The organism is Thioalkalivibrio sulfidiphilus HL-EbGr7 (assembly GCF_000021985.1).
In the GTDB taxonomy this organism is placed as follows: domain Bacteria; phylum Pseudomonadota; class Gammaproteobacteria; order Ectothiorhodospirales; family Ectothiorhodospiraceae; genus Thioalkalivibrio_A; species Thioalkalivibrio_A sulfidiphilus.
This window is the reverse complement of record NC_011901.1, coordinates 369,162-391,496: the sequence shown is the minus strand read 5'-3', so window position 1 is coordinate 391,496 and position 22,335 is coordinate 369,162. Positions and strand designations below refer to the sequence as shown.

The window sequence follows — 22,335 nt, the reverse complement described above, 5'->3', positions numbered from 1 at the left end:
TTGACCCGGCTGCACGCCAGTGGGCAACCTGTCACACGCAAATGGTCATTTCAGAGAATAATCCATGAACATCATCGAGAAGACGGACGAGGAACTCCTCCAGATCGTCCTCCCCATGTGGGACGACCTGATCAAGTATTCCAACAAAGGCAACTACGGGAAGTTCATTCGCAACTTCTCCTACGACCTTCTGCTCGGCCTGAACGAGGTGGAGCTTGGCAATCAGTTCGCCAAGAGCGAGCTGACCCGAAGCCTCTCAACAGACTATGACTTCCTGGGCTTCATCCGGCGTGGCGAGCATGTCACCTGCCTGTTCAGGGTACGCAGCACCAAGCGGGCTGGCGAGTGGCTGGGGCGCATGGTCGTCGGTTATGAAAGAGGCGAGGTCAAGATCTTCGCCGCATCCGTGTTCTAGACGATCATGAGCGAAACCATACAAGACAATAAGTTTGTCGAGCTGACCTACGAGGTCATCGACAAGAAGTCCGGAGACGTCCTGTCAACCGTCGAGTTCCCCTTAAGTTACGTGCATGGCACGAACCATGTGCTGAACAGGCAGGTCACCGACGACCTGCAGGGGCGCGCCCAGGGCGACGTGATCGAGGTCGCCATCGATGGCAATGCGATCTACGGAGCACGGGACGAGAACCTGGTGTTTACCGACAGCATCGACAATGTGCCGGAAGAGTACCGGGAAGTCGGGACGATCATCCTGATGGAAAGCGAGAACGGCGAACGAAAAGAGTTCATCGTGACGCGCATGGATGACAAGACACTCACGGTCGACGGCAACAATCCGCTGTGCGGCAGAGACCTGATCTTCAGGCTCAAGATCCTGAGCGTACGGGATGCCACTCCGGAAGAGATCGAAGCGGGCACCCGGGTCATCGATGGACCGGACATCGATACGGACCGAATTGTGCCGATCTGACGCCCAGACTTGCACCCTCGCCTTCAACATCACATAGGGCGGGCCATGCCCGCCTCTATCTAGTCCACCCTCAGCAGGCGTCCACGGGCCGCCCCACGTGCATGGGAGAGCGGCGGGATATCCCCGCCCCACTCATGAACTGTCTCGATCAAGAACCCCGCGCCTGCATCTCAGTACGGGGCACCGGCCGGCCCATCCGACAACAGCACGCCCACATAGGGCGCATAGGTCAGGACAGCGCCCTGCCTCGGACCCAGCTCATTGAACGCATAGACCACCTGCGACTGCAGTCCCGCACTCCCCGGATTGGCGCTCAGCGCTTCCAATGCGCTGAGCAATGGCTGGATGTCCTCAGCACTCAGATAGGTTCTGAGCATCCGAATCGCTTCATCGATCCTCTCGGCGTCCAGGTCACTCCTGAGCTTCGCCGGTTTGTCCTCACCTTCGTCATCAAAGTCTGGCGGCTCATCGTAGACATTGGCCTCCAGGCCGGCAGGCTGTCGGACGGGCCTGAGTCCGGCAAAGGCCTGGTACTCCTCCACGGCCCTGCGCTTTACGAGAGCGACGAAGGCATTGAACGCCTCGGTATCGGGCTTTCCCAGCTGCAGCGTGATCAGCGCGTCACCATTCACCCGGCTGGTGAAACTCAGGCTGGATCGACTGATACGCGGCTCCGGATTCAGAACCGTCAGCATCACGGTCAGTTCCTCTGCAGGCTTGAATGGCGCCTTGCTTCGGATCCTGACGTAATCGTCGATGACCTCGAGTTCCTGAGAGCCCCTGAGGAAATGTCGCTGAATGATTTTCATGGCACTGGCCGCCCGCCCTGCGGTTATTCGTCGAATATCTCGGTGATGAGATCGGCGACATATTCATGCATGTAGGAATTTTCACCACCGTGGACGAGCTGTTCATCCCCGGTGACAAAGCTCAGGTACGGCTTGACCGCAACGCCCTCGGCTTCAATTCCGGCGTTGTCATCGATGGTGCTGGCCACGCTGAAGGCGATATGGGCCGTGACCTCTTTGAGCGCTTCGTCGCGAAACCCCGCCTCGGTCAGTTTGAGCCTGATCTGCTCGATGATCTCGCGGATGAAGAGCTGCTGGAGTTGATCGAATTTTTCGGGATCGGCCTTGAGTTGCACTTCGTTTACCCTGCGGTTTTCGTGAATGGGGATTTCGTTGCTATCGGTTCAGCCACTTCAGTAATCGTCCGATCCCCCGCTCGGGTTCCGGGCTCCTGATGCAGTAGAGTGTCCAGCGTTCCCTGCGCTCTGACATCCAGTCCTGCTTGTAGGCGTCGTTGCCGGTCAGGAAATCGATCTCCTCCACCCAGTCATGATCGATGACCTGTTCCATCAGATGCCGGATCAGAATCGAACCCGGGGAGTAACGCTTCCATTGCTCGTCATGGACCAGCTTGAATATGCTTGCCTTGCCATGGACCACGAACCAGAGTTGCGCGGCAACGGGCGACTTCCCCACATAAAGGATGCCGAGTCTCAACCAGCCCTGCTCGGCCAGCGCACTGACCAGGCCGTCGATAAAATCGCGATACTGCTCCGAGGCCTTCCAGCTCCTGTCATGGACGACGTAGTAGTCTGACATAGCCTTCTGCAGGCCACTATCGGTAAAGACCTGAATCCTGTAGCCATGCTCCCGGGCGAGCTTTCGCGCCTTGCGCGCAATGCTGTTGCGGACTCTGGCGGGACGCGCCGCCATGTAATCCTCGAACGATTGACCCTGTGCACGGTGGATCCAGTTGTAGAACCGGAATCTTCGATGACAGGCGATGCCCAGGGATTCCATGGCCTGCTGGAAACCCTCCAGCTTGCCGTCGTCTGCGGCGACCGGGTCCAGGCGCAGTGATGCGAACGACAAATCGCTCAGCCCCCTGGCGAGGCAGCCGATCACCTCGCGCTGGCGATGCTCCGCCAGCAGCAGCGTGTAGAGCGAGGCGTACAGGTTTGTGAGCCCATACCAGTGACTGCTGTCACGCATCTCCAGGGGGAGCAGCCCCAGAACCCTGCCGTCCTCCACCACGCAGGCCAGCAGGAGGCTCTGCCGATCGGCTGGCGTGGTCCTCAGCAGGTTTTCAAACCAGGGGCGTGAAAAGAAGAGACTGTCGCCGGCCGCTTGGGAGAACAGGGACGCCGCACTCTTGGGCAACTGCTCCCAGTGGGCGTAACAGACGAACTCCATGCGGCGTCAGTTTACGGTCTCATTGCCGCCATCCCCGGAGGCGCGGGGCATCTCGATCATTTCCGAAACCTCCAGGGTACCTTTGATTTCGAGGAAGGGACAGGCCCGCGCCGCGGCGATGGCCTCCTGCATGGAATCCATTCGCATGATGCTCAGGCCGGACATGGCCGAGACAGTGCCCCGGGAAACCGAGCCGTCGGGCTGTAGCGTGTGCGTATCCCGGAAGGGCACGGCGGGGCTCACCACTGCGGTGCCGAGCGACATCAGCCATTGCTGGTATTTCTGGAGATGCGCTTGCGCCTCCTGCGGGTCCGAAGGGTACTCGCCTCCGAGATAAACGAATATGTATTGCGGCATGCGATCAGGGCTTCAGACACGTGGATGAATGGCCCCTGATGTTAACCCGGCTGCCCGATGAATTCACGCGCCATGCCGGTACAAGGGAGGCCGCGCAGGCGCCTGCGGTTTCGTACTTCAGGATGGGATTGCAGCCCTGTTTCAGCCTGTGCAGTGCCCGCGGGACACATTTCTCAACCCACTGCCGGGCATGGCGCTGCTTCCGGCTTTGCAGCCTCCCGCAAAGGCATCGGTATTTCTCCTTTCTGGATAATAGGTTAGGCGTGGCACGCCCGCCTGGAACCGGATTTCTCAAGATCCCGGACAGGATGGGAAACCTGGATTTATCACATCATAAAAAGATACATTTCACCGGGAACTTGCTGCCCGCCGGACGGTTTCTGATATACTTTTTCCTGCATGATGAAGACCAATTTCATCGTGACCGTTTTCAGCTGCGAATAACTCGCTGCGGCGATCGCGAACTCGAAGAAAAAGGTGACTTATGAGCGGACAACCCAAGACCCGACCCAAGGTGCCTGAAGGCAAGGCCCGTTTCGTCAAGACCCGTCAGAAAGAGCCCAATGAAAAGGGCTTCGTAGGCTACGAGACGATTTGGGACTCGTTCCACAAGGTGGCGGAGTACACCACCCCCAAGCGCCCCTGAGTCAACCTGCCGTTTCGCCTTATGGGGGGTACCCCCCATAAGGCGCTTCACTCCCCCGCCCCTGCCCTTTCCCTACCACCCTTACCGGCCCTCCCGGCTGGACAAGATCCTGATTCCATAGCGACCTGGCGCACACAGGCCCGTGCGGACCGATCTCTCGGACCACGGCGGTCGTGAGTGCTATCTGATGACCCGGCGTTTGGAGTGATGGGTGCGCAGACCCCACCTGGCCGACGACCGACAGGGCGCTTTCGGCCTGCCTCAGGCTATCTTCTGGCTGGAGTGGCATAGGGCGGGCCAAGCCCGCCACTGGGCGGGAGGCCGCAAATATCACGCCCGGGCTTCGCGGGAAGCCCGGGCGTGTCGCTCAGTATTCCTTGGCGAGCGCGGCCTGGATTTCGGCGAAGGTCTTGGCCACTTCGAAGGTCTGCACCGACAGGCCGAGCTGGCGGCCGATCTGCGTGGCGGAAAAAATGCCGCAGATGCGTGTCCTTCCGGTGGCCTGGTCCGTTGACGCCACCAGGGCATGCTGACGACCCTGGTCCTTGAGCGTTGCCACGATGTCGCGCACCTCCGCGCGCATCACGTCCCGCATGTCGATCAGGTCAATGGATTCACGCGGGATCATGAGATCGCGCACCTGCAGGTCCTCGAATCGGCCGCCACGCTCATGCACCATCTGGATCGGCCGCTCGCCCTGGGTGTCACGGGCGGTGATCAGACCGATCACCTGCCCCTCCGGGTCCACGACCAGCAGCAGGCGCACGCCGCGAGCGATCATGGTCTGATTGGCCTCGACCAGCGAGGCCCCGGGACGGATGGTGCTCGCACTGACGTTGCGCAGGCTGGTCATGACCTGCATGGCCGGCGATGTCGCGACGACGCGCTCCTGGATACCGGGTTCCACGTAACCCAGTTGAGCGGGTGCTTTGAAGGAGGGCAGGGGCTTGCGGGAGGTTTCTGCGGTCATTTTCTGAGACGTTCCTCGATTAACGTTGGGTGCAGGTCGGGCCGGCTCCACCGGCCGTGGTGAGACTCAGTCAGGGGTCTGGCGCAATTCGAATTTCATGGTCTCCAGGTCACCCAGTATCCACGTGGCCTCGGGCGCGCCAAGCCCCGCGACCGTGCCCGGATTGACCAGCCAGGTCTGGCTGTCGCGCACCGTCGACTGCTGGCGGATCTCGGGTTCGTGGCTGTGCCCACAGCAGACCAGGTCGAAGTCACCGGTACAGGCCATGGCGTGGCCGTAATGGGGGTAATGCGTCACAAAGATCCGACGGCCCGCGACGGTGATGTCCGCGTCCAGTCCGTGGTAGATGAACATACCCTTGGAGTTGTGGGCGATACGGGCAATGGCCACCGGGTCACCCAGATTATTCCCATGCACCGCGTGGATGGGTACCCCCAGAGCCAGGGACGCCCGGATGGTATTGCCGCCAATCAGGTCGCCGCAGTGGATCACCAGGGCGGCCCCCTCGGCGATGGCCGCCTCGATGGCCCGGGCCAGCATCGGGCCACGATCATGGCTGTCAGAGACTATACATATCCTCATCGCGCAGTGTTCCTGAGCTTTTGGTCCGGGCGACGCTCCGCCGCGTTCGGTTTATTGGGGCTTTCCGCGCCCACTAATACATCAATAAAAAGTAACAACTTGCCAATGCCCGGGTGCGCTGGTCAGAATGATAAAGGAACATTCTAATTATCTAATCCCCGTAAGGGAAAAACCGACATGCAAGCAAAAACCCCCAGGCCCACCTCGGACCCGACCCTGTCCGAGATCAAGAATCCCTCGCAGGAGATCAAAAAGACCACCTGCTACATGTGCGCGTGCCGCTGCGGCATCCGTGTGCACCTGCGTGACGGCGAAGTCCGCTACATCGACGGTAACCCGGATCACCCGATCAATAAAGGGGTGATCTGCGCCAAGGGCTCCTCGGGCATCATGAAGCAGTACTCGCCCGCCCGCCTGACCCAGCCCCTCAAGCGCAAGGAAGGCAGCGAGCGCGGCGATGCGCAGTTCGAGCCGATCTCCTGGGAAGAAGCATTCTCCACCCTCGCAGAACGGCTTGGCAAGCTTCGCAAGACCGACCCCAAGAAGTTCGCCCTGTTCACCGGACGCGACCAGATGCAGGCCATGACCGGCCTGTTCGCCAAGCAGTTCGGCACCCCCAACTACGCGGCCCACGGCGGTTTCTGCTCCGTGAACATGGCCGCCGGCATGATCTACACCATCGGCGGCTCCTTCTGGGAGTTCGGCGGCCCGGACCTGGAGCGCTCCAAGCTGTTCATCATGCTGGGCACCGCCGAGGACCATCACTCCAACCCCATGAAGGTGGAGCTGTCCAAGTTCAAGCGCAACGGCGGCCGCTTCATCTCCATCAACCCGGTGCGCACCGGCTACTCCGCCATCGCCGACGAGTGGGTGCCCATCCGTCCAGGCACCGACGGCGCCCTGCTGCTGGCCATCATCAACGAGATCATCGCTCAGGGCCTGTATGACCGGGAATTCCTGGTGCGCTACACCAACGCCGGCCAGCTCATCAACGTGGATGAGGCCAGCAACGAGTTCGGGATGTTCCACCGCACCGAGGTGCCGGAGGAAGAGGGCTGCTACGAGCCCCAGAACAAGCTGTGGTGGGACCGCAACAGCAACCGGGCCGTGGTCACCCACACCCCGGACACCGACCCCTACCTGCTGGGCGAATTCAAGCTCGACGACGGCACCCCCACCAAGCCCTCCTTCCAGCTCCTGAAGGAGCGCGTCGAGGGCTACACCCCCGAGTGGGCCGCCAACATCACCGGCATCCCGGCCGAGACCATCCGCCGCCTGGCCCACGAGATGGGCGTGACCGCCCGTGACCAGAAGATCGAGCTGCCCATCGCCTGGACAGACTCCTGGGGCGTGGAGCACGAGTCCGTCACCGGCAACCCGGTGTCCTTCCACGCCATGCGCGGGCTTGCGGCCCATTCCAACGGTTTCCACACCATCCGCGCTCTGTCCATCCTGATGACCCTGCTCGGCACCATCGACCGCCCGGGCGGCTTCCGCCACAAGGCCCCCTTCCCGCGTCCGATCCCGCCCTGCGCCCGGCCGCCCAAGGGCCCGGAGGCGGTCAAGCCCAACACACCGCTGGACGGCATGCCGCTTGGCTGGCCCGCCGATCCGGACGACCTGTTCGTGGACGACAAGGGCAACCCGGTGCGCATCGACAAGGCCTTCTCCTGGGAGTATCCGCTCTCGGTGCACGGCCTGATGCACAACGTGATCACCAACGCCTGGCGCGGCGACCCCTACCCCATCGACACGCTGATGATCTTCATGGCCAACATGGCCTGGAACTCGACCATGAACACGGTCGAGGTGCGCAAGATGCTCAACGACAAGGATGACAACGGCGAGTACAAGATCCCGTTCCTCGTCGTGGCCGATGCCTTCCAGTCGGAGATGACCGCGTACGCCGACCTGATCCTGCCGGACACCACGTACCTGGAACGCCACGACGTGATGTCCATGCTGGACCGGCCGATCTCCGAGTTCGACGGCCCGGTGGACTCCGTGCGCATCCCGGTGGTGCCGCCCAAGGGCGAGTGCAAGCCCTTCCAGGAGGTGCTCATCGAGCTGGGCACCCGCCTCGGCCTGCCCGCCTTCGTCACCAAGGACGGCAAACGCAAGTACCGCGACTACCCGGACTTCATCGTCAACTACGAGACCGAGCCGGGTTCCGGTATCGGCTTCCTGGCGGGCTGGCGCGGCAAGGGCGGCGAGAAGTCCATGCGCGGCGAGCCCAACCCCAACCAGTGGGAGATGTACGCCAAGAACAACTGCGTGTTCCACTACGTGCTGCCCAAGAGTTACCAGTACATGCGTAACTGGAACAAGGGCTACCTGGACTGGTCGCAGCGCAACCGCATCACCCGCTACGCGGAGCCGATCCTCATCCACATCTACTCCGAGGTGCTGATGCGCTTCCGCGCCGCCGCCCAGGGCAAGGGCCTGTCGCGCAAGCCGCCGGAGCACTTGAGGGAGCGCGTGGAGACCTTCTTCGATCCGCTGCCGTTCTACTACGAGCCCCTGGAGGCCCAGGTCACCAACAAGCAGACCTACCCGCTGGCGGCAGTCACCCAGCGGCCCATGGCCATGTACCACTCCTGGGATTCCCAGAACGCCTGGCTGCGCCAGATCCATACCCACAACGTGCTGTTCGTCAACGCCAAGACGGCGCTGGCCCAGGGCATCCAGGACGATGACTGGGTGTGGGTGGAGAGCCAGTGGGGCAAGGTGCGCTGCATCGCCAAGCACTCCAATGCCGTGGAGCCCGGCACCGTGTGGACCTGGAACGCCATCGGCAAGGCCGCGGGCGCGTGGAGCCTGACCCCTCGGGCCAACGAGTCCCAGAAGGGTTTCCTGCTCAACCACGTCATCTCCGAGGAGCTGCCCACCGAGTACGGCACCACCTCCAACTCGGACCCCCTCACCGGCCAGGCCGGCTGGTACGACGTGCGCGTGCGCATCTACAAGGCCGCCGAGGACGAGCCCCAGGTGAGCTCGCCCCAGTTCAAACCCATGCAACCCTACCCCGGCCAGCCCATGGCCCAGCGCGTGTGGGGCTTCTTTGCGAACAAGGGACTCAAGAAATGACACAGCTTGCTCTAGTGATCGATCTCAACGTGTGCGTGGGCTGCCACGCCTGCGTGACCAGCTGCAAGGAGTGGAACACCTCCGGCGGGGCCGGTCCGCTGGTGGACCAGCGCCCCTATGACGAGGACCCCACGGGCACCTTCTTCAACCGGGTGCAGACCTTCGAGGTGGGGGAATACCCCAACACCGAGACGGTGCACTTCCCCAAGTCCTGCCTGCACTGCGAGGAGCCGCCCTGCGTGCCCGTGTGCCCCACCGGCGCCTCCTACAAGCGCCCAGAGGACGGCATCGTGCTGGTGGACTACGACAAGTGCATCGGCTGCAAGTACTGCTCCTGGGCCTGCCCCTACGGCGTGCGCGAGATCGACGAATCCCGCAAGGAGATGACCAAGTGCACCCTGTGCGTGGACCGCATCCACAACCCCACGTTCGAGGAAGCGGATCGTCTGCCCGCCTGCGTCAAGGCATGCCCCACCAATGCGCGGCTCTACGGTGACATCCATGACCCGAATTCCGTGGTCTCCGTGGCGATCCGCGAGGCGGGCGGTTACCAGCTGATGCCCGAGTGGGGCACCAAGCCGGCCAACCACTACCTGCCCCGGCGCAAGACCCGCATCACCATCCGCGAGGAAGAACTCGAGCGCAGCGACAACCCGCTCAAGATCGACTCCAAGCTGCCCCGCCCGGGCCGCGACGAGCCCTCCCTCGACGACGTCACCAGCTGGTAACGGAAACAACGGACGAACGCATCATGCATCCCGCATTCTCAGTCATTTTTCTCACCACCCTCATCGGCGCCGGCCAGGGGCTGTTCATCGCCCTGGCCCTGGTCGAGAGCTACGCCGCCCTGCGGCTCCTGCCGGAACACGGCGGCCACTACTACGCCACGGGCGCCGGCATCTCGCTGGTACTTCTGGTGCTGGGCCTGTTCGCCTCGTTCTTCCACCTGGGCCATCCGGAGCGGGCCTGGCGTGCCGCGGCCCAGTGGCGCACCTCCTGGCTGTCCCGCGAGGTGATCGTGCTGCCGGCGCTCATGGGCCTCGTGTTCCTGTACGGGGTGGTGCACCTGTTTGGCATCAATCCGGTGCTGTTCACCCTGCCCGGCAACGTGGCCGTGCCGATCACCCTGCTGCTGGCCCTGATCGGCGCCCTGGTCGCCATCGCGCTGTATGTGACCACCGCCATGATCTACGCCTGCCTGCGCTTCCTGCAGGAGTGGCATTCGCCGCTGACCGTCGCCAACTACACCCTGCTCGGGCTGGCCTCGGGCTTCACCCTGGCCGCCGCCCAGGCCGCCTACATGGCCGTGGAGCTGGTGGACTTCCTGGCAGTGGGCGCGGTGGTGCTCACGGTGCTGGCCTTCTTCAGCCGCGTCGCCTCCCTGATCCGCAACGCGCGTCTCAAGCCCAAGTCCACGCTGCAGACCGCCACGGGCATCAAGCACCCCAACATCGTGCAGAAGTCCCAGGGCTTCATGGGCGGCTCCTTCAACACCCGGGAGTTCTTCCACGGCATGTCGGAGATGTTCGTGAAATCCGTGAAGTGGATCTTCCTGATCGGCGTGTTCCCGATCCCCCTGATCCTGCTGCTCACCGCGATCTTCAGCCGCGGCGACGTCTCCACCCTGCTGGCCACTGCCTTCGTGATCCAGTACCTGGGTCTGGTGGCGGAGCGCTGGTTCTTCTTTGCCCAGGCGCGGCATCCGCAGAATCTCTACTATCAGTCGGTGGCGTGATGCGTACCGATTAATCGGTGGAGTGAAGAAAAGGGCCGTATGGCCCTTTTCTTTTGCATGACAGGATGATGCGGGGCGCCATGTGCGGCGGCTTCCTTGATGGCGACGGCCTGGCGGGCACGGCCCGCCCTATGGATTGACGTGCTTCACCGACCCATAGGGCGGCCCATGGCCGCCGGACCCTTGCTTCGCTCGGTTTTGCGACCCAGTCGTCGGGTGGAAGCATTGGTCGTGGTGGGTGATTCACGCGGAATTCGAAGTCAAAGGCTTTCGATCCGCTTTGCAATCGGATTGAGTCAATTGCTCATGACAAAGTCAAAATCGAAGTCGAAGTCAAAGGCTTCCGATCCCCGTTGCACGGGGCTCGGGTTACTTTTCTTGCTTGTCCAAGAAAAGTAACCAAAAGAAGGACACCCCGATGCCGCACCCGCTTGTAGCGGGTGCCCTGCGTTGCTCGGCTTCGAGGGGGTCGCCTGACAGGCCGTCCTTGGCCTGGCAGGCGACGCGCCGCATCCCTGCGGCGCCCCTTCGGGCTTAATCCCTCGAAGCCTGCGCTACTCGGTGCGGCATAAGGGGGGAGGCAGATCAAAACCGCTTCGATCTGCCTTGGGTTTTCCTGGTAGGAGCCCCGACCCCGGGGCGAATGGTGGGAAATTCGCCCCGGGGTCGGGGCTCCTACAAAAGAACACAACCCCACCGAAGGTCAAAGGGTTGCTGCCTTTGACGTCCCCCCCCGTTTTTCTCGCCGAGCACGGGGGTGTTCCGGGGTCAAAGCCCGTCAGGGGCGCCGCAAGGATGCGGCGCGTCGGCTGTCAGGCCACGGACGGCCTGTCAGCCGACCTCCCCGGAACGCCCCCGCGCGCAGGGCACCCCGCAGGGGCGAGAAACTCGGGTGTCTTTTCTTTGGTTACTTTCTTTGGACAAGCAAAGAAAGTAACCCGAGCCGGCTGCAAGCCGGATCGGAAGCCTTTGACTTTGGCTGGATCAAAAGCCAGCCAGCTTTATTACGATTACTCCGCCCCCCAATACGCCGTCGCAACCCCCTCCCCCAGATCCGCCTCGATCAACCGCCGGCGCACCGCCAGCAGGTGCTCGATGAGCCTCGGCTCAAAGCGCTCATAGGCCTCGGCGTCGGGCACGCGCTTGACCACCACGCCGAGCAGCTCAGTGATGGCATTGCCGATGGAGTTCTGGCTGATGGTCACGATCAGCTTGCCGTCGTCGTTGCGGTAGATGATCTGCTTGAAGGCCGGCTGCCAGCGGATGGCATGGGCATAGCGGGCGTCGGTGATGCAGCGGTCGCGCACCTTCTTGGCGGTGCGCAGGAAGTCGTTGTTGAACAGCAGCACCTCCTCCACCGCCTCCGGGAAGTACACCCCCTCGGGCATGGGAGCGCCGCGGGTGGAGACCTGGGTGAAGAAGGTCCGGTAGAAATCCAGGAAACCCTGCAGGATCGCGTCGTATTCCTTCCAGAAACGCACCTCCTTCAGGGCATCGGCACCGCCCTGGATCTCCCAGCTGGGCAGGCCCTGGGGATAGCCGGTGAGTTCGATGCGGGCGTTCTCGTCGGCGGTGGGCTTGAGCACCCTCAGGTCCAGCGCCCGGGTGAAGAAGGCCCGGTAGACATCGCGCATGTAGGCCTGGAACAGGCTGTGCTGACCGCCGTCGGTGAGGTTCGGGTTCTTCGGGTCGGCCAGGGGGGCGTCGCGCAGGTCCGCCATGGGGAAGACGATGAAATGGTTATGCAGCATGCGGATGCTGGGCACGCCGGGAGAGGTCAACGGCCAGGTGGCGTCCAGGCTCGCCTCGCCGGCCAGGATCAGGGCCTCGGTCGGGTCCGGATACTGCTCCAGCATGTAGTCGATGATGATGCCGTTCATGCGGTTCCACACATGACGCACCGGTTCCGGCACCTGGGTGCGGCGCACCGGGCGGGCCAGGGGGTCCAGGATGACCTTGGAGGTGTTGTAGATGATGGAGGTGTCGAAGGTGTTGCTGTGGCCGAGGGCCTTTCGGTAAAGCAACAGGTTCTCGGGGTTTACCAGCAGGCCGTTGTTGAGGGCGAGATCCGCCAGGTTTTCGGTGCTGTTGAAGAACTCGTTGGGCTTCATGCCCTCAGGGACTTCCAGGGGGATGGGGCGGAAGGGGGTGATGATCTCGCGGGGGCCCGATGGCATAAAATCGACCTCGAATGCATCTAACCTGGAACGATTCACGGCACACCAGCGGCATTCCGGCCTGCGCCTTGCCGAGAAAGGCAACACAAGCCATTGATACCTATGCTGCTTTTCCTGCCGCTGAGGAATAACCACGATCTTTATACCATGGAAATCCGGGTCAGGGTTGACGTAAGCTGGCAAATGGACGACCGCACAAGACGGCCGAATGCCGGAATCGGCACACAGAAGAACGGGCAGGCTGGAGGGCAAGGCACATGGCACAACTGACAGATCGCTTCGGCAGACACATCGAATACGTGCGCCTTTCGGTCACGGACCAGTGCGACCTGCGCTGTTTCTACTGCATGCCCAAGGGCTTTAAGGACTTTGAGGAGCCGGAGCACTGGCTGAGCTTCGACGAGATCGCCCGGGTCATGGGCGCCTTCGGTCAGCTTGGCGTGCAGCGCGTGCGCATCACCGGCGGTGAACCCCTGGTGCGCAAGGACATCCCAGACCTGGTCTCCCGCCTGGCCGCCCTGCCCGGCATCAACGACATTTCGCTGTCCACCAACGCCACCCGCATGGCCAAGCATGCCCAGGCCCTCAAGGATGCCGGCGTGGCGCGCATCAACGTGAGCCTGGACTCCCTCAAGCCCGAGGTCTTCAAGCAGGTCACCGGTGGCAAGCTGGAGAAGGTGCTGGACGGCCTGATGGCCGCCAAGGCCGCCGGCTTCTCCCCCATCAAGATCAACATGGTCGCCATGAAGGGGGTCAACGACGGCGAGTTCGAGGACATGGTGGAGTTCTGCCTGGCGCACGGTTTCACCCTGCGCTTCATCGAGACCATGCCCATGGGCGACACCGGCCGTCACGCCAGCGCGGATCACTACGTGAACCTGCAGGACGTGAAGGCGCGCCTCGCCGAGCGCTTCGAGCTGGTGCCCGGTGTGATGCCCGGCGGCGGCCCCGCCCGCTACATGCAGGTGGCCGGCACGGATCTCAAGATCGGCTTCATCACCCCCATCTCCCAGCACTTCTGCGAGACCTGCAACCGGGTGCGCCTGTCCGTGGACGGCACGATCTACACCTGCCTGGGCCAGGAGCACAACCTGGAGCTGCGCCCCCTGCTGCGCGCCGGCTGCAGCGACGCGGAACTGCTGGAGGCCATCCAGCGCGCCGTGGACCTCAAGCCCGAACGCCACGAGTTCAAGGACGAGCCCGGCAAGGTGATGCGCTTCATGTCGATGACGGGCGGCTAATCGCCGCAGAGACAAGAGACAAGTCTTTTGCCGTTTCTTGCCTCTTGTATCTAGCCGCTTGTCTCTAGAGCTCTAAAATGTGTGACTCGTCCCCGCGTACACCCTTCCCTCGTTGCCGTACGCGGCATCCACCCGGATATCCGTTCTCACGAACCAGCGCAGGTTGATGCGCAGGCCCACGCCCGCGCCCACGTGGATGTCGCCCGGGTCGATATCATCCTTGTCCCAGACACCGCCGATGTCCGTGAACACCACGCCGCGCACGGCCGGGTTACCGAACAGCGGGTGCAGGTACTCCACGTTGGCCAGCAGTTGCATGTCGCCGGTGCGGAAATCCCGGGTATAGCCCCGCAGGCTTGAGCCGCTGCCGATGCTGTAGGCGTCGTCACCAAAGGGGGTGTCGCCGGCCCAGCCGCCCCGCAGCTGCCAGTACAGGCTCGCCGGGAGATCGCCGCCCAGGGTCTGGTAGCGGCGGTAGAAGAGGTCAATGCGCTGGTGATCCCGGTCCGCACCCAGTTCCGTGCTGCCGAAGGAGATGCCGCCGCCGTAGGCCACGCCCTCCCTGCGCACGCCGAGATCCGCCACGTCGGTGAAGCTCACGCCAACGCCCCAGCTCACGTCCTCGCCGTCCTCGGGCACGGCCGCGCCCGGGTCCAGGGCGCTGAAGGAACGGGACTCCCAGCGTGTGCCCAGGGTCATGCGCCAGCCCCGGCTGGGACCACGCCGGTCCAGCCAGCGCGACAGGGACAGGCCCACATGGCGGCTGCGCTGTTCATAGAGATCCGGGAGATCGCCACCCGAGGGGGACTGATCCGTGACCTTTTCACCCAGGCTCAGGCCTGCGCCGAAGCGGGTAAACGGCACCCGGGGCACGTTGTAGTCGAGACTGAACTGGCTGGAGCCCTGCTCACTACCGCCATCACCGTTCTCCTCCAGCTCGTACAGCAGGCGCAGCTGCTGATTGAGACCGAACAGGTTGTCGGCACGCAGCTCGCCGCCGTAGCGGATGTCGCCGTCTGAGCTGCGGTTGAGCCGGGGCAGGGCGAAATAGAAATACTTCTCGGTGAGATGAAAGGTCACCACCAGGCCATCGGGCTGCGTGTCGACGTCCGTCTCCACGTTTTTGAACAGCCCCAGGTTCATGATGGACTGGCGCGAGGCCTCGATACGTTCAGGCGTTGCATGCTCACCCTCGCGGATCAGCAGTTCCTGGCGCAACACGGACTCCCGTGTCACCCGGTTGCCCTCGAAACGGATCTCGCTCACGAGCGGCGCGCTCGTCTGGGCAAGCACCGGTGTGCAGAACAGCAGGGGAAGAAACAGCAACAAGGCCGCAAGGCCACGCAGCACGGCTTTCAAGTCAGCGGCACCCCGTCGCAGGCATCGAATACCGTCAACACACCCGGAACCCCGATTTTTCCCACTTCCCGATTCTCACTTCTCACTCCCAAGCACCGCCTCCTTCACCCGCTGCAGGGCGAACAGCCCTATTGCCAGCAGAATCAGGCTGAACACCGTGGCACCGTAGAACCCCAGCCAGGATTCCAGCAGGCGCCACTGGGCGCCCATCAGGTAGCCGCCCACGGCGAGCACGGCACACCAGAGACCCGTGCCCGCCAGGGTGAACAGGAAGAAGCGGGGAAACGGCATGGGCAGCAGGCCCGCGGGCAGGGAGACCAGGCTGCGCACCGTGGGCACGAAACGGCCCGCCAGCACCAGGATCTCCCCATGCTGATCATACACGTCCAGCACGGTATCCAGATCGCTTTCCCGCAGCAGCAGGAATCGTCCCCGGCGCTGGAAGAAGCGGCGCACCCGCCGCTCACCCACCCGTCGGGCAATGAGGTAGAGGATCGTCGAGCCAAGGGTGCCACCGACGGTGCCGGCGATGATCACCCCGAGCAGATTGAGCTGGGACTGGTTGGCCAGGAAACCGGCGAAGGGCATGAGGAATTCCGGCGCCAGCGCCAGCATGGTCATGCCTAGGCCCACGTAGCCCAGGCGTTCAACGGCCTCGCCGGCCATGTCCGCCAGGCTCATGGCGCGCACCCACACGGACCGGCGTCGCCGGAATTCCCGAAGCGGGGATCCACTAGCGGACCCAGACCGTCTTGGCGTTCAGGAATTCGCGCATGCCCAGGGCGGAGAGTTCACGGCCATAGCCGGAATCCTTGATGCCGCCGAAGGGCAGCCTGGGGTCGCTCTTCACCAGTCCGTTGACGAAGGCACAGCCGCAGGCCAGCCGGCGTGCCAGCGCCTCGCCCCGCGCCACATCCCGGGTCCAGACGCTGCCGCCCAGGCCGAAACGGGTGTCGTTGGCGATGCGCAGGGCATCTTCCTCGTCCCGGGCGCGGAGGATCGCGGCCACCGGCCCGAACAGTTCCTCGTCGTAGGCGGGCATGCCAGGGCCGACCTGGTCCAGGACGGAGGGCCGGTACCAGGCCCCCTTGCCCGGCACGGGCTCGCAGCCCTCCAGGGGCACGGCACCGGCGGCGATGGACTGCTGCACCTGCCGATGCAGTTCATCGCGCAGATCGGTACGTGCCATGGGTGCCAGGGTGGTGGCCTCGTGGCTCGGGTCTCCCGGCCTGAGCGCCCGAACCGCCTCGCGAAAACGCGACAGGAACGCCTCGGCAACCCCCTCCAGCACCACGAAACGCTTGGCGGCGATGCAGCTCTGACCCGCGTTCATGAACCGGGAGGCCACCGCCTGCTGCACGGTCAGTTCCAGGTCCGCATCCTCCAGCACCACGAAGGGATCGGAACCGCCCAGTTCCAGCACCGCCTTCTTGAGCACGGCACCGGCGGCCGCGGCCACGGCCCGGCCCGCGGGCTCGCTGCCGGTCAGGGTCACCGCGTGCACCCGACGATCCCGGATCACCGCCTCCACTGCGGAGGCCGGGATCATCAGGGTCTGGAACGCCCCCTCCGGGAAACCCGCCTCCCTGAACACCTCCTCGATGGCCAGCGCGCAGCGCGGCACGTTGGAGGCGTGCTTGAGCAGGGCGGTGTTGCCGGCCATCAGCGCGGGCGCGGCGAAGCGGAACACCTGCCAGAAGGGGAAATTCCAGGGCATCACCGCCAGCACCGTGCCCAGGGGCTGCCAGGCGATCAGGGAGCGGCTGGCGTCGGATGCCAGCATCGCGTCGGCCAGGAAGCGCGGCCCTTCCCCGGCGTAGAAATCACAGACCGCGGCGCACTTGTCGATCTCGGCCCGGGCCTCGCTGGAAAGCTTGCCCATCTCCTGGGTGATGATGCCGGCGTATTGATCCCGGCGCTGGCGCAGGATCTGCGCCGCCCGGCGCAGCCGTTCAGCCCGGTCCGGCAGGGGGGTCTGCGCCCATTCCGGTGCGGCACTGGCCGCCAGGCCCAGGGCCTTGTCCACACGGGGCCACTCCCAGGTGTCGAAACGGCCCAGGACGGCACCATTGACCGGATTCACGGACTGCATCACCACGAGGCATTCCTCATTGAAGGTTTCGTGTCACGCCCCTTAAGTGTACGCGAGCCGCAAGGGGTTTCGCCCGATGGGTCTCCACGGGCGCCCCAGTACGCTAATATAAGCGCCCGTTCAAATAGCAATCCGCATTGGGGAGCACGGCTTCATGAAGATCAACACCGTTTGCGTGCTGGGCGGCACGGGGTTCGTGGGCAGCCACCTGGTGGCGCGACTCATCGCCAGCGGCCGCCGGGTGAAGGTCATCACCCGCCGCCGGGAGCGTCACCGCGACCTGCTGGTCCTGCCCGGCGTGAGCCTCATCGAGGGCGATGTCAACGACCCGGCCACGCTGAAGCGCCACTTCACCGGCTGCGACGCAGTGGTCAATCTGATCGGCATCCTCAACGAGAAGGGCCATGACGGCAGCGGCTTCCGCCGCGCCCACGTGGACCTGTCCCGGCACGTGGCCGAGACCTGCCGCGCCACGGGGGTGAAACGCCTGCTGCACATGAGCGCCCTGGGCGCCGACGCCGGCACCGGCACCAGCCTCTACCAGCGCACCAAGGGCGAGGCGGAGAGCCTGGTGCGCACCCAGAGCGGCGACACCAAGGTGACCATCTTCCGCCCCTCGGTCATCTTCGGACCCGGCGACAGCTTCCTCAACCGCTTCGCCGGCCTGCTGCGCATCGCGCCGGTCCTGCCGCTCGCCTGCCCCGGGGCGCGCTTCGCGCCGGTGTACGTGGGCGACGTGGTCACGCGTTTCGTGGACAGCCTGGAAGACGCCGGGACCTTCGGCCAGCGCTACGACCTGTGTGGCCCGAAGGTCTACACCCTCAAGGAACTGGTGCAGTACACCGCCCGCACCCTGGGTCTGCGCCGCGCCATCATCGGCCTGCCCGACTGGGCCTCCAGGCTCCAGGCCACGGTGTTCGAATACGTCCCCGGCAAGCCCTTCTCCCTGGACAACTACCGCTCCCTGCAGCGGGACAACGTCTGCCCCGGCGGCGGCACCTGCCCCACCAGCCTGGAATCCGTCGCGCCCCGCTACCTGGGCCGCAACAACCGGGAATCCCGCATCCAGCGCCTGCGCAACACGGCCGGGCGGGCGTGAGGGTCTGCCGCGGAGACGCCGAGATTCAAAACCAAGGGACAGGATGAACAGGATCATTGCAGATCGATGAGATCAACAAGGCGCGAAAGGACCTGACAGGATTGACATGATTTACTGGATTAAAAGATCTACAAAATAATCGTGTGAATCATGTCAATCCTGTCCGAAGCTTTTCATTTCATTCTTGTTCTGCAAACCCTGTTCATCCTGTCCATTAAGATGTTTTGAAGCCCATCGTATCCTCGCCCTACACTGCATCCATGAAAACCTATCTGGTCGGCGGCGCGGTGCGCGACGAACTCCTGGGCCTGCCGGTGCGGGAGCGGGACTGGGTGGTGGTGGGCGCCACCGCGGCGCAGATGCTGGACCTGGGCTACCGGCAGGTGGGCCGGGACTTCCCGGTATTCCTGCACCCCGAGACCCACGAGGAACACGCCCTGGCACGCACCGAGCGCAAGACCGCGCCCGGCTACCGGGGGTTCGTGGTGCACGCCGAACCGGACGTCACCCTGGAAGAGGACCTGCTGCGCCGGGATCTCACCATCAACGCCATGGCCCGGGACGAGGCCGGCGGCCTCATCGACCCCTTCAACGGCCGGGCGGATCTGGAGGCCCGGCTGCTGCGTCACGTCTCCCCCGCCTTCGCCGAGGACCCGGTACGCATCCTGCGGGTGGCCCGCTTCGCCGCACGTTTTGCCCACCTGGGCTTCCGGGTGGCGGACGAAACCCGCGCGCTGATGCGCCGCATGGTCGCTGCGGGCGAAGTGGACGCCCTGGTGCCGGAACGGGTCTGGCAGGAGATGGAGCGGGCCCTGGGCGAGGGCTCGCCGGCCACCTTCTTCGAAGTGCTGCGGGACTGCGGCGCGCTGGCGGTGCTGTTCCCGGAGATCGAGCGGCTGTTCGGCGTGCCCCAGCCGCCCAAGTACCACCCCGAGATCGACACCGGGGTGCACACCCTCATGGTGCTCACCCAGGCCGCGCGCCTGAGTGCCGATGCCACGATCCGTTTCGCGGCCCTGACCCACGATCTGGGCAAGGGCACCACGCCCGCCGACATCCTGCCCAGCCACCACGGCCACGAGCAGCGCAGCGTGGACCTGGTGCATGCCCTGTGCGACCGCTTCCGCATCCCCAACGCCTACCGGGATCTGGCCGTGATGGTGGCTCGCTGGCACGGCTACAGCCACCGGGCCCTGGAACTGCGTCCGGACACCGTGCTCAAGGCCCTGGAGGGCCTGGACGCCTTCCGCCGCCCGGAACGCTTCGAGCCCTTCCTGCTCGCCTGCGAGGCGGACTATCGGGGCCGTACCGGCTTCGAGGACCGCCCCTACCCCCAGGCCGACTACCTGCGCGCCGCCCATGCCCGCTGCCTGGCCATCTCGGCGAAGGATCTGGTGAACGAAGGTCTCACCGGCAAGGCCATCGGCGAGGCCCTGCACGCCCGCCGGGTGCAGGCGCTCAAGCAGTTGAAGGCCGAGTGGGGAGGCTAAAGTCCTGTTAAGCCACAGAGGTCACAGAGGCCACAGAGGACGACAAAAGAGCTTTCAACGCCTGAGATCATGGCGATGCCAGGCGTCATCATGGGTCTAGTCAGCGCTGTCGTACCCGTAGGGTCCCCAAGGGATCTTCCCTCTGTGTTCTCTGTGTTCTCTGTGACCTCTGTGGCTAAACGCCCTTCAGCCTTCACCAGAACAGGAACAGCAGGAAGGCCCCCAGCACCAGCCGGTAGATGACGAAGGGCAGCATGGTCATCTTCGCCAGCAGCTTGAGGAAGTAGTGGATGCACAGGTAGGCGCTCACCCCCGCCACCAGGGCGCCCAGCACGATCATGCCCCACTGGATGTTCTCCTCCGGCTCCTTCACCAGCCCCAGGATCTCGAAGCCACCGGCCAGGGCGATGATGGGGATGGACAGCAGGAAGGAATAGCGGGCCGCCGCCTGGCGGGTGAAGCCCATGAGCAGGGCGGCGGTGATGGTGATGCCGGAACGGGAGGTGCCCGGGATCAGGGCCAGGGCCTGGGCCACGCCGATCACCAGCACGTCCTTCCAGGTGATGCTGTGCTCGTCACGGGTGCGCTTGCCGGAAACATCGGCGAACAGCAGCAGCACCGCGAAGCCGATGGTGGCCATGGCGATCACCTGGGCCGAGCGCAGGTGGGTGGCGATGATGTCGTGAAACAACAGGCCCGCCAGGCCCGCCGGAATGGTGCCGAGACCCACCGCCCAGGCCAGCTTGGCGTCCGGGGTCAGACCCCGACCCGCCAGAGAGCCCAGCCACTCCGCCGTCATGCGCCGCAGTTCGTGGCGGAAGTAGATCACCACCGCCGCCAGCGAACCCACGTGGGTGGCCACGTCGAAGGCAAGCCCCTGGTCGTCCCAGTCGGTGAGTTCAGGCACCAGGATCAGGTGCGCGGCGCTGGAGATGGGCAAAAATTCGGTCAGGCCCTGAACCAGGGCCAACACCAGGGTCTGGAAAAGATCCAAGGCGGGACTCCGTGTCGTCTGGATTGAATCAGTCGCGGCGCAGTGTTACCGGATTGGGGCGATGGCGCAAGTTGGAAAACCCCCTTTGAAGTGCGAAGTGGGAATTGGGAAGTGCGAACTAAAGGCTTTAACTTCGCACTTCCCAACCCCCACTTCTTACTTCATCAGAGCCTGCCCCTCAGATCCCGTCCCGCGAAGCCCACCAACGGCCCCTCGATGCCCCGCCCCAGGCCGATCACCTGGAAGCGCTCGCCCATCTCCCCGGGCAGGGTGAGCTGGCGCACCTGGCCGGCAAGCGCCAGTTGTTCCCGGGGATCTTCACTGGCGGCTTCCTGGAACACCTGGTCCAGTCCCGCGCCGATCAGGAACCAGGCCTGGGTGGTGTAGCCCAGCACGTCCAGACCGGCGCCCACGCCCGCCTCGGCCACGGCGGTGAAATCCACGTGGGCGGTGAGGTCCGCGAGCCCCGGCAGGAAGAAAGGATCGTCCAGGGCCCGGTGCCGGTAGTAGCCCATGAGCGTTCCCCGGCTGCGCTCGGGACTGTAGTACTCGGCACGGGGATAACCGTAATCGATGAGCAGGATCAGCCCCGCGGCCAGGACTTCGGCGAGCGAGGCCACCCAGGGCGCGAGACCCGGGCTGTATTCCGAGGTGTATCCCGGCGGCCAGGCGCTGCCGGTCTCGGCCTGCAGGCGCTGCACGGCGGCGCCCAGCCCGGGCTCCGCGGGGCGCTCCGCCCAGACGAACCGTCCGCCCTCCCAGGCCACGCCCCTTTGCAGCACGCTCTCGCCGGTCCAGGTGAACACCTCCACGGGCATGGCGTCCAGCACCTCGTTGCCCAGCATCACGCCCCGGAAACCCCTCGGCGGCAGGGCATCCAGCCAGCACACCCGGGCCGCGAGCGCCTCGGGCAGATCGGCCACGGCGGCCTGCTGGCGCTCGCGCAGGTCCGGGCTGAGCTCCAGGATCAGGTATTGCTCCGGCAGACGATCCAGGGCCGCCAGGGCCCGCAGCATCTCCACCGCCAGGGCGCCGGTGCCGGCGCCGAACTCCAGCACCTGGCCGCCGCCCAGTTCCTCCAGCACCTGGGCCACCTGCCGGGCCAGGCAGCGGGCGAACAGGGGCGAGGTCTCCGGCGCGGTGGTGAAGTCGCCGCCGGCGCCCAGCTTGTGGCTGCCGGCGGCGTAGTAGCCGAGCCCCGGCGCGTACAGGGCCAGCTCCATGTAGCGGCGAAAGGGCAGGAAACCGCCGGCGGCCTCGATCTCGTCGCGCAACCGCGCCGTCAGCGCCTCACTGGCCTGGCGGGCGGCCTCGTCGGGTTCGGGCAGGTGGCTTAAATCGGGCATGGCGGGCGAACCGAAACGCTGTGATAAA

At 64.5% G+C, this 22,335-nt stretch carries 21 protein-coding genes; 9 read left to right on the top strand and 12 right to left on the bottom strand.

Translation table 11 applies throughout. The features are described from left to right. Nucleotides 1–64 precede the first annotated feature (64 nt). A complete protein-coding gene (locus TGR7_RS01715) occupies nt 65–415 on the top strand; it encodes a hypothetical protein (RefSeq protein ID WP_012636936.1) in 351 nt (116 codons plus the stop codon). Nucleotides 416–421: 6 nt separating this feature from the next. Next, a complete protein-coding gene (locus tag TGR7_RS01710; protein ID WP_012636935.1) occupies nt 422–931 on the top strand; it encodes an FKBP-type peptidyl-prolyl cis-trans isomerase in 510 nt (169 codons plus the stop codon). A 170-nt stretch (nt 932–1,101) separates the two neighbouring features. Here TGR7_RS01710 and TGR7_RS01705 read toward each other — a convergent pair whose 3' ends face one another. From TGR7_RS01705 to TGR7_RS01690, 4 genes are read right to left on the bottom strand one after another with little or no spacing between them, the layout of a single operon-like run. Next, nucleotides 1,102–1,740, bottom strand: a complete 639-nt coding sequence (locus TGR7_RS01705) for a hypothetical protein (protein WP_012636934.1) — start codon at nt 1,738–1,740, stop codon at nt 1,102–1,104. A 23-nt stretch (nt 1,741–1,763) separates the two neighbouring features. Beyond that, nucleotides 1,764–2,075, bottom strand: a complete 312-nt coding sequence (locus TGR7_RS01700) for a hypothetical protein (protein WP_012636933.1) — start codon at nt 2,073–2,075, stop codon at nt 1,764–1,766. A gap of 40 nt (nt 2,076–2,115) precedes the next feature. Beyond that, entirely contained in the window at nt 2,116–3,132 is a 1,017-nt protein-coding gene (locus TGR7_RS01695) for a GNAT family N-acetyltransferase (RefSeq protein WP_012636932.1), read from the bottom strand. 6 nt (nt 3,133–3,138) lie between these two features. Then, nucleotides 3,139–3,489 carry a YciI family protein gene (locus TGR7_RS01690; RefSeq protein ID WP_012636931.1) on the bottom strand — a complete coding sequence of 117 codons (351 nt, stop codon included), beginning with the start codon at nt 3,487–3,489 and terminating at the stop codon, nt 3,139–3,141. A 484-nt stretch (nt 3,490–3,973) separates the two neighbouring features. Between TGR7_RS01690 and TGR7_RS17560 the strand changes: the two genes are divergently transcribed. Further along, nucleotides 3,974–4,135, top strand: coding sequence for a hypothetical protein (locus tag TGR7_RS17560; protein WP_012636930.1), 162 nt, complete (start codon nt 3,974–3,976; stop codon nt 4,133–4,135). A gap of 367 nt (nt 4,136–4,502) precedes the next feature. Here TGR7_RS17560 and TGR7_RS01685 read toward each other — a convergent pair whose 3' ends face one another. Continuing rightward, nucleotides 4,503–5,105, bottom strand: coding sequence for a CBS domain-containing protein (locus TGR7_RS01685; protein WP_012636929.1), 603 nt, complete (start codon nt 5,103–5,105; stop codon nt 4,503–4,505). Nucleotides 5,106–5,171: 66 nt separating this feature from the next. Next, entirely contained in the window at nt 5,172–5,687 is a 516-nt protein-coding gene (locus TGR7_RS01680) for a metallophosphoesterase family protein (protein WP_012636928.1), read from the bottom strand. 267 nt (nt 5,688–5,954) lie between these two features. Here TGR7_RS01680 and TGR7_RS01675 point away from each other — a divergent pair, with 267 nt between their 5' ends. Genes TGR7_RS01675 through TGR7_RS01665 form a run of 3 tightly spaced genes read left to right on the top strand, consistent with a single transcriptional unit; the run spans nt 5,955 to nt 10,509 of the window. After that, entirely contained in the window at nt 5,955–8,774 is a 2,820-nt protein-coding gene (locus TGR7_RS01675) for a molybdopterin oxidoreductase family protein (protein WP_245523065.1), read from the top strand. Then, the gene (locus TGR7_RS01670; protein WP_012636926.1) at nt 8,771–9,502 is read left to right on the top strand and encodes a 4Fe-4S dicluster domain-containing protein; all 732 of its coding nucleotides are present in this window, start codon (nt 8,771–8,773) and stop codon (nt 9,500–9,502) included. Before TGR7_RS01675 ends, TGR7_RS01670 begins: the two co-directional genes overlap by 4 nt. A 23-nt stretch (nt 9,503–9,525) precedes the next feature. Beyond that, the gene (locus TGR7_RS01665; protein WP_012636925.1) at nt 9,526–10,509 is read left to right on the top strand and encodes a dimethyl sulfoxide reductase anchor subunit family protein; all 984 of its coding nucleotides are present in this window, start codon (nt 9,526–9,528) and stop codon (nt 10,507–10,509) included. Between the two features lie 1,010 nt (nt 10,510–11,519). Here the strand turns inward: TGR7_RS01665 and TGR7_RS01660 are convergent. Continuing rightward, nucleotides 11,520–12,686, bottom strand: coding sequence for a hypothetical protein (locus TGR7_RS01660; protein ID WP_012636924.1), 1,167 nt, complete (start codon nt 12,684–12,686; stop codon nt 11,520–11,522). 257 nt (nt 12,687–12,943) lie between these two features. Between TGR7_RS01660 and moaA the strand changes: the two genes are divergently transcribed. Next, complete coding sequence (gene moaA, locus TGR7_RS01655; protein WP_012636923.1) at nt 12,944–13,927, top strand: GTP 3',8-cyclase MoaA; 984 nt, start codon at nt 12,944–12,946, stop codon at nt 13,925–13,927. 72 nt (nt 13,928–13,999) lie between these two features. Here moaA and TGR7_RS01650 read toward each other — a convergent pair whose 3' ends face one another. The 3 genes from TGR7_RS01650 to TGR7_RS01640 all read right to left on the bottom strand — a co-directional run bounded on the left by TGR7_RS01650 (nt 14,000) and on the right by TGR7_RS01640 (nt 17,378). Continuing rightward, a complete protein-coding gene (locus TGR7_RS01650; protein ID WP_245523064.1) occupies nt 14,000–15,277 on the bottom strand; it encodes a BamA/TamA family outer membrane protein in 1,278 nt (425 codons plus the stop codon). Between the two features lie 84 nt (nt 15,278–15,361). Beyond that, a complete protein-coding gene (locus TGR7_RS01645; protein ID WP_049764588.1) occupies nt 15,362–15,967 on the bottom strand; it encodes a DedA family protein in 606 nt (201 codons plus the stop codon). Between the two features lie 52 nt (nt 15,968–16,019). Beyond that, the gene (locus tag TGR7_RS01640; protein ID WP_012636920.1) at nt 16,020–17,378 is read right to left on the bottom strand and encodes an NAD-dependent succinate-semialdehyde dehydrogenase; all 1,359 of its coding nucleotides are present in this window, start codon (nt 17,376–17,378) and stop codon (nt 16,020–16,022) included. Nucleotides 17,379–17,532: 154 nt separating this feature from the next. On the opposite strand from TGR7_RS01640, the gene TGR7_RS01635 reads away from it, so the two are divergent. Further along, nucleotides 17,533–18,477 carry a complex I NDUFA9 subunit family protein gene (locus TGR7_RS01635; protein WP_012636919.1) on the top strand — a complete coding sequence of 315 codons (945 nt, stop codon included), beginning with the start codon at nt 17,533–17,535 and terminating at the stop codon, nt 18,475–18,477. Nucleotides 18,478–18,737: 260 nt separating this feature from the next. After that, entirely contained in the window at nt 18,738–19,967 is a 1,230-nt protein-coding gene (locus TGR7_RS01630; protein ID WP_012636918.1) for a multifunctional CCA addition/repair protein, read from the top strand. Nucleotides 19,968–20,160: 193 nt separating this feature from the next. Here TGR7_RS01630 and TGR7_RS01625 read toward each other — a convergent pair whose 3' ends face one another. Together TGR7_RS01625 and TGR7_RS01620 are read right to left on the bottom strand one after the other, a co-directional pair. Next, a complete protein-coding gene (locus TGR7_RS01625) occupies nt 20,161–20,961 on the bottom strand; it encodes an undecaprenyl-diphosphate phosphatase (protein WP_012636917.1) in 801 nt (266 codons plus the stop codon). A 164-nt stretch (nt 20,962–21,125) separates the two neighbouring features. Continuing rightward, nucleotides 21,126–22,307: a class I SAM-dependent methyltransferase gene (locus TGR7_RS01620; protein ID WP_012636916.1), complete on the bottom strand. Its 1,182-nt coding sequence runs from the start codon at nt 22,305–22,307 to the stop codon at nt 21,126–21,128. Nucleotides 22,308–22,335 lie beyond the last annotated feature (28 nt).

Excerpts from the sequence above, each read along its gene's own strand:
- moaA (WP_012636923.1), top strand. The coding sequence starts at position 12,944 with ATGGCACAACTGACAGATCGCTTCGGCAGACACATCGAATACGTGCGC.
- TGR7_RS01660 (WP_012636924.1), bottom strand. The coding sequence starts at position 12,686 with ATGCCATCGGGCCCCCGCGAGATCATCACCCCCTTCCGCCCCATCCCC.
- TGR7_RS01695 (WP_012636932.1), bottom strand. The coding sequence starts at position 3,132 with ATGGAGTTCGTCTGTTACGCCCACTGGGAGCAGTTGCCCAAGAGTGCG.
- TGR7_RS01710 (WP_012636935.1), top strand. The coding sequence starts at position 422 with ATGAGCGAAACCATACAAGACAATAAGTTTGTCGAGCTGACCTACGAG.
- TGR7_RS01685 (WP_012636929.1), bottom strand. The coding sequence starts at position 5,105 with ATGACCGCAGAAACCTCCCGCAAGCCCCTGCCCTCCTTCAAAGCACCC.
- TGR7_RS01680 (WP_012636928.1), bottom strand. The coding sequence starts at position 5,687 with ATGAGGATATGTATAGTCTCTGACAGCCATGATCGTGGCCCGATGCTG.
- TGR7_RS01620 (WP_012636916.1), bottom strand. The coding sequence starts at position 22,307 with ATGCCCGATTTAAGCCACCTGCCCGAACCCGACGAGGCCGCCCGCCAG.
- TGR7_RS01635 (WP_012636919.1), top strand. The coding sequence starts at position 17,533 with ATGAAGATCAACACCGTTTGCGTGCTGGGCGGCACGGGGTTCGTGGGC.
- TGR7_RS01630 (WP_012636918.1), top strand. The coding sequence starts at position 18,738 with ATGAAAACCTATCTGGTCGGCGGCGCGGTGCGCGACGAACTCCTGGGC.
- TGR7_RS01690 (WP_012636931.1), bottom strand. The coding sequence starts at position 3,489 with ATGCCGCAATACATATTCGTTTATCTCGGAGGCGAGTACCCTTCGGAC.
- TGR7_RS17560 (WP_012636930.1), top strand. The coding sequence starts at position 3,974 with ATGAGCGGACAACCCAAGACCCGACCCAAGGTGCCTGAAGGCAAGGCC.
- TGR7_RS01645 (WP_049764588.1), bottom strand. The coding sequence starts at position 15,967 with ATGAGCCTGGCGGACATGGCCGGCGAGGCCGTTGAACGCCTGGGCTAC.
- TGR7_RS01715 (WP_012636936.1), top strand. The coding sequence starts at position 65 with ATGAACATCATCGAGAAGACGGACGAGGAACTCCTCCAGATCGTCCTC.
- TGR7_RS01665 (WP_012636925.1), top strand. The coding sequence starts at position 9,526 with ATGCATCCCGCATTCTCAGTCATTTTTCTCACCACCCTCATCGGCGCC.
- TGR7_RS01670 (WP_012636926.1), top strand. The coding sequence starts at position 8,771 with ATGACACAGCTTGCTCTAGTGATCGATCTCAACGTGTGCGTGGGCTGC.
- TGR7_RS01640 (WP_012636920.1), bottom strand. The coding sequence starts at position 17,378 with ATGCAGTCCGTGAATCCGGTCAATGGTGCCGTCCTGGGCCGTTTCGAC.
- TGR7_RS01705 (WP_012636934.1), bottom strand. The coding sequence starts at position 1,740 with ATGAAAATCATTCAGCGACATTTCCTCAGGGGCTCTCAGGAACTCGAG.
- TGR7_RS01675 (WP_245523065.1), top strand. The coding sequence starts at position 5,955 with ATGTGCGCGTGCCGCTGCGGCATCCGTGTGCACCTGCGTGACGGCGAA.